Below are 13,286 nucleotides of genomic sequence, written 5' to 3'. Positions count from 1 at the left end.
ATCTTAGCGGTACAATCATAAGGCAAACGTTTGCACAAATAAATTTTAATCCTTCCTATGAAAACGATTGCACCACTCATCTCCATTATAACGCCTATTTTTCATTTTACAAGCCTTTTTTCTATAAAATTTGACTTTTCTTTTCTCTTAACGTACTTTTTATTATAGCGAAGCATTAATGCAAACGATTGCTTCAGATAACAAAGGAGGAAAAAGCGAATGAGGAAAGAAGCCATCCACCACCGCTCAACCGACAATTTCGCTTATGCTTATGACAGCGAGACGCTCCATCTCCGGCTTCAAACAAAGAAAAATGATGTCGACCACGTCGAGCTGCTTTTTGGCGACCCGTACGAATGGCACGATGGCGCCTGGCAGTTTCAAACGATGCCGATGCGGAAAACGGGAAGCGACGGGTTGTTTGACTATTGGCTCGCCGAAGTCAAACCGCCATATCGACGGCTGCGCTATGGGTTTGTGCTTCGAGCTGGGGGCGAGAAACTGGTCTATACGGAAAAAGGATTTTACCATGAAGCTCCGAGCGACGACACCGCTTACTACTTTTGCTTCCCCTTTCTTCATCGGGTCGACCTATTCCAAGCGCCGGACTGGGTAAAAGACACAGTATGGTATCAAATTTTCCCCGAGCGGTTCGCCAACGGCAACCCGGCCATCAGTCCGAAAGGGGCGCGGCCGTGGGGAAGCGAGGACCCGACGCCGACGAGCTTTTTCGGCGGCGACTTGCAAGGAATCATCGATCACCTTGACTATTTGGCTGATCTCGGTATTACCGGCATTTACTTGACGCCGATTTTCCGCGCACCGTCGAATCATAAATACGACACCGCTGATTATTTTGAAATCGACCCGCACTTTGGGGACAAAGAGACATTGAAAACACTTGTCAAACGCTGCCATGAAAAAGGAATCCGCGTCATGCTCGATGCGGTCTTCAATCATTGCGGCTATGAGTTTGGCCCGTTTCAAGATGTGTTAAAAAACGGCGCAGCGTCTAGGTATAAAGATTGGTTCCATATTCGCGAGTTTCCGCTCCAAACGGAGCCGCGCCCGAATTACGACACGTTTGCGTTCGTGCCGCAAATGCCCAAGCTCAACACCGCCCATCCGGAAGTGAAGCGCTACTTGCTTGATGTCGCGACGTACTGGATTCGCGAGTTTGATATTGACGGCTGGCGGCTCGATGTGGCAAACGAAATCGATCATCAATTTTGGCGCGAGTTCCGGCAGGCGGTCAAGGCGCTAAAGCCCGATGTGTACATTCTCGGCGAGATTTGGCATGATGCCATGCCTTGGCTGCGCGGCGACCAGTTTGACGCCGTCATGAACTACCCGTTGGCGGACGCGGCGCTCCGCTTTTTCGCCAAAGAAGACATGAGCGCCAGCGAGTTTGCCGACCGATTGATGCATGTGCTTCATTCCTATCCAAAACAGGTCAACGAAGCGGCATTCAACTTGCTTGGCAGCCATGATACACCAAGGCTGCTCACTGTTTGCAGCGGCGACGTCCGCAAAGCGAAGTTGTTGTTTTTGTTCCAGCTCACTTTCACTGGTTCGCCGTGTATTTACTATGGCGATGAGATCGGCATGACGGGTGGAAACGATCCGGAATGCCGGAAATGTATGGTGTGGGATACAGAGAAGCAAAACAAAGAACTGTATGAACATGTCAAGCAACTGATCGCTCTTCGCAAGCAATATCGGGCGCTTCGACGCGGCGATGTCGCTTTTCTCGCCGCCGATGATGAAGCGAACCATCTTGTTTATGAAAAAACGGATGGCAATGAAACGGTCATGATCATCATCAACCGGAGCAACGAAGCAGCAGAAATCCCTATGCCGATCGATGCGCGTGGAAAATGGCTGGTCAACCTTCTGACAGGGGAGCGGTTCGCCGCAGAGGCGGAAACACTTTGCGTCTCCTTGCCGCCGTACGGGTTTGTGCTTTACGCGGTCGAAAGCTGGTAAGGCGGCGCCGCGACAAACGATGGATGAGCGCAAATACAGGAAAGGCGACCGGTGCAGCGGGTGGCTGCACCGGTTTTATACGCGCCGCGCCATGCGCCGATATTCGGTCGGCGTGATCCCTTCCATCTTTTTAAACAGGCGCGAAAAGTAGGCGCCATCGTCAATGCCAACCCGCTTGGCGATCGCCTCAATCGTCTCGTTCGTCTCCGCCAACCATTGCTTTGCCTTTGACAGCCGATAATGCGCCAAGTAGCGGCTAAATCCCATGCCCATCGTTTTTTGCATGCAGCGGGTGATGTAGTCCGGGTGGAATCGGAGCTCCTGCGCGAGCATGTCCAGTGTAATGGGCTCGCTGAAATGTTTCTCGATATACGCAACCACCGCAGCGCTGATCTGTTCAGACGCGCTCGGGACGGAAAGCTCTTGTTTTTGCAAGTGCCAAAGGAATTCGATGAACAACAGCAGCTGCCGGAGCGGCTGATCGATATCCCGCCGAATGTTTTGTTCCACGATTTGACTTAGCAGCTGTTCCACCCGCTCGCGCTGCTTTACTTCGCCATATTGACGTATGGAGAGTCGGTATTGGATCGGCTCGGTGTATGTCGCCTCCTTTTCGATCACGGTCTGCCGGCTGACACCGCAATCGGAAACGACCGCAAAGTCTGGCAGCAAAAAATGAAGCCAAACCAGCTCCGTCCGTTCTTCGCATGGGCGGTGTCCGTAATGTTCCCTCCCCGGGATCAACAACAAATAGTGGCCACTGCCAACCGCAAACTCGCGCCCGTTTTCTGTCATATACAAACAGCCTCGTTTCACGTAAAGCAAATCAAAGACGGAAAATGTGCGGCGGAAATGCTTCTTTCCTTCCGGAAATACACTTTCCGCCCCTTTGATGAACACCGGCAGCGGTGGGAGCGAAAATATGACTGCATCCATCGCCCTTCTCCCCTTTTGTCGGAAATGTGCAAGCAAAATCGCTTCTTTCTCTTTCCATTATGCAACAAACTAGCTAAACTGAATATATCGTTCAAGTCGGAATAAGAAAAAGGAGTTGTCTCAACATGCGCCGTGAGGCCAAAACGCGGTCACTGTTTTCCTTGACGTGGCCAATTTTTATTGAAACGCTGCTCTATATGGTGATGGGCAACGCCGATACACTGATGCTCAGCCAGTATTCAGATCACGCGGTTGCTGCCGTCGGGGTGGCGAACCAAATCATTGCTTTGACGATCGTGCTGTTCAACTTCGTCGCTTTAGCGACAGCAGTGCTTGTTGCTCAATATTTAGGCGCCCGCCGAGAGCAAGAAGCCGTTGACGTATCGCTTGTATCCCTCGTGGCCAATTTGTTGTTCGGATTGTTGTTAAGCGCCATTCTCGCCGCATTCAGCGAGCCGATTTTGCGAATGATGGATTTGCCCGCCGAGCTGCTCGATGAAGGAACCCATTATTTGGCGATTGTCGGTGGATTTTTGTTCATCCAAGCGCTGATGATGACGGTCGGCGCCATTTTGAAAAGCTATGGCTTCACCCGTGACACGATGTATGTGGCGGTTGGCATGAACGTTTTGCACGTCATCAGCAACGCGGCCCTCATTTTTGGCTTGTTTGGCCTGCCCGCCCTCGGCATCCAAGGGGCTGCTATATCGACCGCCGCCAGCCGTGGCATGGCCTTTCTCGCGCTTCTTGCTTTGTTGCGCAAACGAACAAACATTCCGCTCGCACCAAGGGCGTTTCGCCGCCTTCCGTTTCACTATTTGCGCTCACTGCTGAAAATCGGTGTTCCGGCAGCCGGGGAACATCTTTCGTACAATACGGCGCAAATGGTCATTACGTATTTCATTACATGGCTTGGCGCTGAGGCATTGACCGTCCGTGTATACACGCAAAACATTATGATGTTTGTGTTTTTATTCGGCATCTCCGTCAGCCAAGGAACGCAAATTCTCGTCGGCTACTTCGTCGGGGCCGGGCGATACGAGGAAGCCTACGCCCGCTGCTTGAAAAGTTTGTACAGCGCCATCGCCATCTCAGTGCTGCTGGCCGCAGCCGCCTATTGGTTTGCCGAGCCGTTGCTGTCGCTCTTTACCGATGACCGCTCAATGATTGTTCTTGGCCGCAAACTGTTGCTGTTAACGATCATCCTTGAACCGGGGCGCTCATTTAATTTAGTGATTATCAGCTCGCTTCGTGCCGCTGGCGATGTGCAATTCCCTGTCTATATGGGCATTTTGTCGATGTGGGGCGTCGGCGTGACCATTGCTTACGTATTTGGCATCGCCCTCGGATTTGGCCTCGTCGGCATTTGGCTGTCGTTCATCGCCGACGAATGGCTGCGCGGACTGTTGATGCTTTGGCGCTGGCGGTCGCGCGTCTGGATGAAAAAAACGATGGTGCCACAAGCAAAAATGGCGTAGCGCCGCCAAATCGAATAAGAGCTGCGCGTAGGCGCAGCTCTCATTCTTTAATGCGAATGCCGTAATGATCAAACCAAACGTGCACTTGGCCAAGGTAAGCGAGCAGCTGCGGACCGGTCATGAGCTGCCCAAACCACGGCACTTGGAACGACTTCCCTTCTGTTTCAATGAGCGCCAGCAATTTTTCCCGGTCGAAAAACTCGTGCAAAACCGAAGAGCGGTCATGGAGCAACTGCTCAAGCCATTGCTTGACAAGTTTCGTATATAGAGGATGGTGCGTTTTCGGATATGGGCTTTTTTTCCGGTAGAGCACCTCTTCGGGAAGCAATCCCTCGAGCGCTTTTCGCAAAAGGCCTTTTTCTCGGCCGCCGTACATTTTCATATCCCACGGAATGTTCCAAACGTATTCGACAATGCGATGGTCAGCGAACGGCACGCGCACTTCCAAGCTTGCTCCCATGCTCATCCGGTCTTTCCGGTCAAGCAGTGTCGTCATAAACCAAATCATATTTAAGTAAAACAGCTCACGCCGCTTCGCCTCCTCGGCGCTTTCCCCCTCGAGACGCGGCACTTCAGCAAGCGTTTGTTCATAACGCATTTGCACATAGTCGTCAAGGCGAAGCTTTTGCCGCCACTCATCCTTTAATAGGCCCATGCGCGCGTCGACCGAACGCATCCACGGAAATCCTTTCCGAGACAAATCGTCCGGCCGATGAAACCATGGATAGCCGCCGAAAATTTCATCGGCGCACTCCCCTGATAAGCTGACGACAAACCGTTCGCGAATTTGTTTGCAAAACCAAAGAAGCGAAGAATCGACATCGGCCATGCCCGGAACGTCGCGGACGATGACGGCTTCATGCAAATGGCGGAACAGTTCTTCTTGCGTGATCACGCAGCGATGATGAACCGTTTGAAATTTGTTTGACACCTGTTCGATAAATGGCGCATCCGTGTTTGGTTGAAAATCGTTGGCTTTGAAATACTGGTCGTTTCCTTCATAATCGATCGAGTAGGTGTGCAGCGGCCCTTTTCCATCTGCCGCGAAGGCATTGGCGGCAATCCCTGTAATGGCGCTTGAATCGACTCCACCGGATAGAAATGTGCAGACCGGCACATCGGAAACGAGTTGGCGCGTGACCGCATCCGTCAATAGAAAGCGCAGCTTTTCGACCGTTTCCTCGAACGAATCGCGGTGGACGTCGCTTTCGACATTCCAATACCGCCAAATGCGAAGCCCGCTGCGAGAGAACGTGAGCGCATGTGCCGGGCGCAGCTCTCGAATGCCGTCAAACACGCCGTGCCCCGGTGTGCGCGACGGTCCGAGGCCGAACACTTCGGCGAGTCCTTCATAATTGACTTCTGCCTTTACATCGGGATGGGCCAAAATGGCTTTCACTTCCGAGCCGAACAGCAGCCCCCCGCCATCTTCTCGATAAAACAAAGGTTTTACTCCGAGCCGGTCGCGCGCCATAAATAACAGCTCGCGCTCCTCGTCCCAAACGGCGAAGGCAAAAATGCCGTTGAGCCAATCGACGCATTTCTCCTTCCATTCCATATATGCAGCAAGCAACACTTCTGTATCGGAATGACCATCAAATCGATAGCCTTGGCGCAACAGTTCCTTGCGAATGTCTTCCGTATTATACAGCTCGCCGTTATAGACGATCGTATAACGATGTCCGTTTTTTTGCCGGACCATCGGTTGTTTGCCGCCAACCGGATCCACGACGACAAGCCGTTTATGGCCGAAGGCGACATGAGTGTCCAGCCACGTATTTGTATCATCCGGTCCACGTTTGGCGAGCGTCTCTGTCATGCTGTCAATGACCGTCCGCTCGCGGCGCAAATCGCGCCCGAAATGGACCCAGCCAGTAATGCCACACATACAAACCAATCCTTTCTTTTTATCAAAGATGGCAAGTTCTCACCCGTTTCCATCATTTCGTCCGTTCTTTTTTCACGATCGTTTCCAGCGATCGCTCCTTTGATTCACGATGGTTCTCCACGTCGGCATGATTCCATTTTATGCACCCCCCGTCATTTCGATGAATTGTCCGACGTCGGTCGCCGCATGAATAAATCAGCAAAAAAATGGAAAAACAGAGGAGTACAAGGAGGATGAGAGATATTGAACATCGAGGAACGGCTGCAATGCATTGTGGAACAGCCGCGGGCGTATGTGTATGGAACAGTGGAGTTCGTCAACGATGAATGGATCTTCTTCGACGAAGAAGAAGAGGAAGCCTCTTTAGTAGAAGAAATTGCCGAGCAAGGCATCGAATGGTTTCACTGCGGGCATTGGCTGTCCGGGCAATGGCAGGATCAGGGCGCGGTCGCCACGGATCTTGGCGTCTTTCCCCTCGAAAACGGCGATCGCATCCGTTTCCGCAAACGGCTGACTTATGCCTATCAACAATGGCTCGCTGCGCTTCCTGATTCAACCTTTTTCCAGTTTGTTCAATGGCTGAACAGCCTCGGATTTTCGCTGTATGACTGCTTATATTGCTACAACGGCCTATTGTTTGCCAAATCGTCTGGCGTGAATTTCATCATTTACGACAACACCGAACAAATTGGCAGCATCCACCATTATTACGAGCGCGGACGGGCGTCAAGCGACCGTTTTGAAATCACATTAAACAGCGGTGAGCGAGCCATTTGCGCCCAAATCGGCTGAATCGCCTGTTGATCCTCACGTCGTCGAAGTCCAACGGCGAGCTGTCAATGTTTTTTTTACCGGCCATCCTTCCGCCCGAAGCGAAGCCTAGCAGCCGTTTTGCTTCAGGCGGAGTGCCGACGGGCGACAGCCGTCAACCGACGCGGTCGGAGGATCACTTTTGTTTTTCCGTCACATACGGCATCACTTCTTCAGCGAGAAGCGGCGGACAAATCACATATCCTTGCGCATACGTGCATTGCAAATCGCGAAGCCGATTGAGCTGTTCCGGCGTTTCCACCCCTTCAGCGATCGTCTCAAGCCCCAACCCGTGCCCCATCGTAATTATCGCCTTGACGATGGCCTCATCGGAAGCGTTGGCATGCAATTGTTCAATAAAGGCACGGTCAATTTTCAATATTGTCGCTGGCAACCGCTTTAAATAATGGAACGAGGAATATCCGGTGCCGAAATCATCGACGGCGATGCCGACGCCAAGCTTCCTCAACTCGTCTATTGTCCGGAGCGTGCTGGACAGATAACGGAGCATCGAATGTTCGGTCAATTCGAGATGCAAACAGGACGGAGACAAGCGCGATTGCTTCAGCGCTTGTTTTACATCGTTTACAAATCGCTCGTGTTGAAACTGGACAGGGGAGACGTTGACAAAAATGGCAAGTCGGTTATCTCCCATCATTTCCTGCCATTGTTTCGTCTGTCTGCAGGCGGTTTTCAGCACCCAGCGCCCAATCTCATGAATCAACCCGGTCTCTTCCGCCAAAGGGATGAATTCATCCGGCCGCACAAGCCCAAGCTTCGGGTGGCGCCAGCGGATCAGCGCCTCCGTCGCCTTCACCGCACCCGTATGTACGTCGACAATTGGTTGGTAGCAAAGAAATAATTCATTCTCTTCGATCGCCCTGCGCAAATGGCCGCCCATTTCCAATCGATGTATTGCTTCTTCGTTCATTTGCGCGCAGTAGCGCTCCACCCGGTTGCCGCCGCCTTTTTTAGCCATGTTGACAGCCATATCGGCGTGCCTAAGGAGCGCGTGTTCGTCCTCTCCGTCATCTGGAAACATCGCTAGACCAACGCTCGCTGTAACGAAAAATTCCTTTCCGTCGTACACAATCGGCCGCGCCACTTCGCGCACGATGCGGAGCGCCGCTTCCGTCGCCGCCTCGACCTCTGTTTTGAGCGGAAAAAGCAAGCAAAATTTGTCGCCGTGAAACCGGCCAAGCTCCGCACCAAGCGGCAAGACGCGGCGAATGCGCTCGACAAGCTGGCGCAAAATGTCATCTCCGGCGTAATGGCCGACGCTGTCGTTAATCCACTTAAATCGGTCCAAATCGATCAAAGCAACCGTCATCTTTCGTCGCTTCTGCTTGGCTTTGTCCAGCTGTTCGGAAAGCAATTCCATCCATTTTGTCCGGTTGGGCAAGTTCGTATCGGGGTCGTAGTATGCTAAATAAGAGATTTTCTCCTCCGCCTTTTTTTGCTCGGTAATGTTGCGTCCGATTCCGTAAATGCCGACCTTTTTGCCATCCACAATGATGGGAATGTTTTTCATTTGAAACAAAAGCCGTTCTCCCGATTTCGTCGGAATTTCCAAGTTATACGTTTGGATATTCCCCCGCAACGCTCGGTAAAAATAGCGGGTGACGCGGGGAATATCATTCGGATGAATGTACTTGAGCGAATTCGTATACAGAATTTCTTCTTTCTTGTAACCGAGCACTTGCTCAAAAGCAGGGTTGACGCTTGTCAAACGGCCGTGCAAATCTGTGGAATAGACAATGTCCGTGTTATGCTCAAACAACGATTTGTAGCGTTGCTCGGACATTTGCAGGCGGACGTGCAGCCGCTCCATATCGCGGGACGATGTTGACATGAGCTGCGCTAACGTCATCATTCCTTCTGGCGGCGATGGCCACGGTAACAGTCGGCCGCTCTCCGCCGAGGCCGCTGTTTCCGCCAGCGAAATGGCCGCAAATGCGGCCGGCCGCACCGCCGTATACGCATCTTTCACCAACACCTCGACGGCCGGAAACAGCGCTGCCTGTCCAAACGCCGCAGCCACGCCGTCAAACAGCCGGCGCGTATACCCACTCAGCGCCGCACTGTAGTAAAGCAGCATTCCTTCTGCTGGTTGCTTGGCCGTTTGCATCGCCACATCACGCGCGCTCCAGTAAAGGGACGCGGCATGAATATAGGCAAATCGCACCTTTTCTCCGTTATGGACATGGCCCCTTACTGCAACCGAGCCATCCTGGTTGACAGCGACAATCGGCAGGCAGACATCGCGTCCGTTCCGTTCGACAAGAAACGGGAATTCCATCCCAGAAAACGGAAGGCGTTCGATAAACTCTCTTCCTAAATACCGTTCCAAATAGCGCGACGCTTTTTGCCCGTTGAGCTCGTCAATCTGCTGATCGCGGCTTTTCGTGATGGAAAACGCCAAACCAATCGGCTCCCATAAAAACGGGGCGGCACAGTGGCCGCGAAGCGCTGTTCCGCTGAAAGAGACGGCGATTCCCCCGCGCTCAATCCGTCCGTCGGGCGAAAATAACACGCTGCCCTCGGGAAGCGCGCAACCGACGATGGCCATTCGTTCATTCGCAAGCGGCAAGTGGCGGAGCAAGGGCGGCAAAGCCGAGCGGTGATCGGAAAACACCAGAAGCAGCGCCGTGTCGCGATGAATGGCTGTCTCTGCAATGAGCGCCGCCAGTCCGTCTGGGCGGTCAAACTCATCAGCCGGCAGCACCAACGACGAAACAGCCGACGACATCATCGATGCGATGCCAACGGCAAGATTCGCCTCCCCAGCCATTGGCAGCGGCGCTGCCATCCCGACCATATGGGCGTGCGGCCAACGATGGGCTAACGCGGCAACGGCATGGCACACTGTTTCTTCATCGTTGCCGGCAATTTGGACAAACAGCGGCTCGTCCAAGGAAGAACTATGCTCCCTGAGCAAATGATCCAGCTCCTCGGCGCGGCGGCAGCAGAGCCAACGCATAAACCATTCATGCCCCCTCCGCTGACCAATTAGGTCAGAAAATTCGAAAAATGACATTTCTTTTACCATACCATATTTTCGCCTTCAACAAAAGCGGCAACCAACGTAAGGCTGCCGCTTCATTTTTAGAATAGGTCGAAGCCAAGCGGCAGCAACAAGCCAAGAAACAGCGTCACTGCAAGGGCAATGACCCATTGCGTCCATCCTGCCGCCGCGCTTTTTCCTTTTTTTCCAGCCATCAAAACCATTTCCATCGCTCCGATTACCCACAGCCCGGCGAGCGCCTTTAGCCAATAAAGCGCAGATATCGAAGCAATGCTATGCAGCAAAAGCAAGCCCGTCACAATTGTGAAGATGTAAAACAGCCGCAACACCATTTGCACGATTTTTGCCTTGCCCGCCCCTTGCCGCTGCATCGACACTGCAAAGAGAAACAAAACAATCGTAATGAACCAGCTCGTAATATGGGCATGCGTCAACGTCCATCCCTCCAACCATTCCTTGTTCCTCCCCATCATAGCACGGCAAGCGGACGGTTGACAAACTTCACGAAAACGAAAGACGCTCTTTCTTTCAAGAGGGCGCCTTTCGAACATCAGTGGGAGCTTCCTCGCTTCCGCCGTTTACTCTCCCACTTTGTTGCGCAGCGTGCCGATGCCCTCCACCGTCACCTCAATGACATCGCCCGTTTGCAAAAAGCGCGGCGGGTTCATCCCTTTGCCGACCCCAGCCGGCGTTCCTGTAGCGATGATGTCGCCCGGCTCAAGCGTAATGCCTTTTGAGATCGTCTCGATGATCGATTCAATGGAAAAAATCAATTGTTTCGTGTTCGCTTGCTGGCGCACTTCGCCGTTGACCCGCGTCTCGATGCGCAAGTCGTTTGGATTTGGCACAAATTTGCTTGGCACGATCCATGGCCCCATCGGGCAAAATGTATCCAAGCTTTTGCCGAGAAAATATTGCTGGTGCCGCTCCTGCAAATCTCTTGCTGTCACATCGTTGATGATCGTGTATCCAAATACGTAATCAAGCGCGTCTTCGCGGCGGATCGCCCGCCCTTGTTTGCCGATGACCGCCGCCAGCTCCCCTTCATAGTCCATCTCATTGGTGACATCGGCATGGCGCAAAATCGTTTCCTCATGACCGATGACCGTTGTCGGCGCTTTCGTGAAGACGATCAAATGCTCCGGCACATCGGCGCCGCCGAGCTCCAGCGCGTGATCCACATAGTTTTTGCCGATGCAAAAAATGTTTTTCGCCGGCCGCGGGATCGGGGCCAAAAGACGGACATCGCTGAGGCGATAAACGTACTCCGGTGCCGGGTGGCGCAGCGCCCAGTCAACTACTTCTTGTGCTCGGGTGAAAAACGCCTCCCCTTGGGCAATCGCCTCAAGCATAGTCGTCGGCATCGTCTCCGTCCCATCCATCGTCCGTTCGGCGCGGCGCAAATGAACCGCCCGGTCGTCTCCTTGCGGCACGGCTCCGACAAACGTTTCTCCATCGAAAAGTGCGGTGATCAGTTTCATCGTGTCTCTCTCCCTTTCTTCGTTATGCAGCGGACGCTTCGTGGACTCTTCTCCCCCGCCCGCCTTCGCCATTTTGGCGCGTTGAGGATGATATTCGCCATCGAGGAGAAAAAGTCCTGTTTTTGTAGAATTTTGTCTAAATTAGGAAATTTATCACTTATTTTCCCGAATCTCTTCCTTTTTTCGTCGCGATATGTATAATAATGTTTAGTTTCCACTAGGACGTCGATTGCGACTTTTGTCATGCAACAAACGTCTTGCATCGACGCGGCATGCCTCAACCAACATTTCAAACGAATTGATGGTGAAAGAAATGGTTCTGTTGCAAATTGAAGAAAAACGACAACAAATGATCGAATTGGCGCTCACTTATGGATTCACGGCCAAAGAGACGATCGAATGCAGTCAAGAGCTTGACCAATTGATCAATCAATACTTGCAGCAAACCAAGATTTTTGAATCGCCTTCTCTGCCCGTTCAGTAAGCGGCGGGTTTTTATTGCCCCGGCCGGCGGCGAAACGGCGGCCGCGCTCCGTATGTCCCCCACCTCCACAACCACTCGATCGGTCCGAAGCGAAACCGCGCGAACCAGCGGCGGCTCGCCCATACTTCAACCGCATACAATGCAAACGCGAGCAGCGTCTCCTGCCATGCGCTTGTGCGCCCGTACCACCCAAGCCCATAACCGTAAAACAGCGACGTGCAAACGAGCGATTGGGCGAGGTAATGGGTGAGCGACATTTTTCCGACGTCTTGCCACCACCGCCAGGCGCGCTGCCAGCTTTGTTTCCCGCAGACAAACACGGCAGCCGCCGCGTAAAACACTGCCAATGCGGCACCGCCGAAGCTGTCTTGGATGTACACTGTCAAGTCGTTGGCCGTAGCCCAATACGGGATTGTTTTTAGCGCTAAACCAAAACATAGCGCCCACCCCATCAGGCGGCGCAGCTTCGCAGGCGGGTGACGGTCAGCTTCAAGCCAACGTTGGTCGGCGGCATAGCCGCCGAGCAAACAAAACGGCAGCACGGTCAGCACGGTAAGCAGCAGCCCACCATCGCCGTTGATATACATCCAGTCGTTCCACCGTTGCCAAAACACGTCGTGAAACGTTCCGTTTCGATAATGGCGAACCGCGGCGGCCGCCGCGGTCTCGTGGCCGCCGGCTGTCTCCATTTCCCCGGCCAACACATTGAGAGCTAACAACAGCGCCATGAGGCCGTGAAAAAGAAAAAAGACGGCAACAGCCGCCGTCCGCCACCAACGAGGCGGGGCGGCGAAAAAGAAAAGCATGATGAACCCGGCGAGGGCGTAGGGGATTAAAATATCGCCAAACCAAAGGCCAAACGCATGAGCAATGCCGATCCCAAGCAAAAGAAAGAAGCGGCGCAAAAGAATCGGAATCGGCCGCTCCCCGCGGCTGCTGAGCCGGCGGAACATCATCACGGCGCCGAAGCCGAATAAAAAGGCAAACAGCGGATACGCGCTCGCTTCAAACAACACATCCACGACCGCGGCCACAGTCCGATCGAAGCCGCTGTCCTTGATGCTGTCATCATATAACGCCGGCGAGGAAAAATAATGCATGTTGACAAGCAAAATGCCGAGCAAGCCGAACCCGCGCAACACATCCGCCGCGGCGATTCGCTCCGGCGATCTGATCATCGCTTTCTCCCTTCTTTCTA

General features: G+C 53.1%; 10 protein-coding genes. 4 read left to right on the top strand and 6 right to left on the bottom strand.

Annotated elements, in window-relative coordinates:
* Positions 1–219 precede the first annotated feature (219 nt).
* Positions 220–1,986 carry an alpha-glycosidase gene (locus B1A75_RS03940; protein ID WP_079935795.1) on the top strand — a complete coding sequence of 589 codons (1,767 nt, stop codon included), beginning with the start codon at positions 220–222 and terminating at the stop codon, positions 1,984–1,986.
* A 75-nt stretch (positions 1,987–2,061) separates the two neighbouring features.
* Here the strand turns inward: B1A75_RS03940 and B1A75_RS03935 are convergent, their stop codons facing one another.
* Complete coding sequence (locus B1A75_RS03935) at positions 2,062–2,922, bottom strand: helix-turn-helix transcriptional regulator (RefSeq protein ID WP_079935794.1); 861 nt, start codon at positions 2,920–2,922, stop codon at positions 2,062–2,064.
* A 125-nt stretch (positions 2,923–3,047) separates the two neighbouring features.
* Between B1A75_RS03935 and B1A75_RS03930 the strand changes: the two genes are divergently transcribed.
* Positions 3,048–4,400, top strand: a complete 1,353-nt coding sequence (locus B1A75_RS03930; RefSeq protein ID WP_079935793.1) for an MATE family efflux transporter — start codon at positions 3,048–3,050, stop codon at positions 4,398–4,400.
* Between the two features lie 40 nt (positions 4,401–4,440).
* Here B1A75_RS03930 and asnB read toward each other — a convergent pair whose 3' ends face one another.
* Positions 4,441–6,288, bottom strand: coding sequence for an asparagine synthase (glutamine-hydrolyzing) (gene asnB / locus B1A75_RS03925; protein WP_079935792.1), 1,848 nt, complete (start codon positions 6,286–6,288; stop codon positions 4,441–4,443).
* Positions 6,289–6,531: 243 nt separating this feature from the next.
* On the opposite strand from asnB, the gene B1A75_RS03915 reads away from it, so the two are divergent.
* Entirely contained in the window at positions 6,532–7,080 is a 549-nt protein-coding gene (locus tag B1A75_RS03915; protein ID WP_011230202.1) for a DUF2777 domain-containing protein, read from the top strand.
* 154 nt (positions 7,081–7,234) lie between these two features.
* On the opposite strand, the gene B1A75_RS03910 is transcribed toward B1A75_RS03915, so the two are convergent.
* The 3 genes from B1A75_RS03910 to B1A75_RS03900 form a co-directional block, all read right to left on the bottom strand.
* Positions 7,235–10,078: an EAL domain-containing protein gene (locus B1A75_RS03910; RefSeq protein ID WP_074043072.1), complete on the bottom strand. Its 2,844-nt coding sequence runs from the start codon at positions 10,076–10,078 to the stop codon at positions 7,235–7,237.
* A 125-nt stretch (positions 10,079–10,203) separates the two neighbouring features.
* Entirely contained in the window at positions 10,204–10,557 is a 354-nt protein-coding gene (locus tag B1A75_RS03905) for a YisL family protein (protein ID WP_079935806.1), read from the bottom strand.
* Positions 10,558–10,701: 144 nt separating this feature from the next.
* Complete coding sequence (locus B1A75_RS03900; RefSeq protein WP_079935791.1) at positions 10,702–11,604, bottom strand: fumarylacetoacetate hydrolase family protein; 903 nt, start codon at positions 11,602–11,604, stop codon at positions 10,702–10,704.
* A 313-nt stretch (positions 11,605–11,917) separates the two neighbouring features.
* On the opposite strand from B1A75_RS03900, the gene B1A75_RS03890 reads away from it, so the two are divergent.
* Entirely contained in the window at positions 11,918–12,088 is a 171-nt protein-coding gene (locus tag B1A75_RS03890) for an aspartyl-phosphate phosphatase Spo0E family protein (RefSeq protein WP_254866596.1), read from the top strand.
* Between the two features lie 11 nt (positions 12,089–12,099).
* Here B1A75_RS03890 and B1A75_RS03885 read toward each other — a convergent pair whose 3' ends face one another.
* Positions 12,100–13,266: a DUF418 domain-containing protein gene (locus tag B1A75_RS03885; RefSeq protein ID WP_079935788.1), complete on the bottom strand. Its 1,167-nt coding sequence runs from the start codon at positions 13,264–13,266 to the stop codon at positions 12,100–12,102.
* Between the last annotated feature and the right edge of the window lie 20 nt (positions 13,267–13,286).

Origin of the sequence: Geobacillus sp. LEMMY01 (genome assembly GCF_002042905.1) — a bacterium.
In the GTDB taxonomy this organism is placed as follows: Bacteria; Bacillota; Bacilli; order Bacillales; family Anoxybacillaceae; genus Geobacillus; species Geobacillus proteiniphilus.
This window is presented reverse-complemented; position numbering and strand designations above follow the sequence as displayed.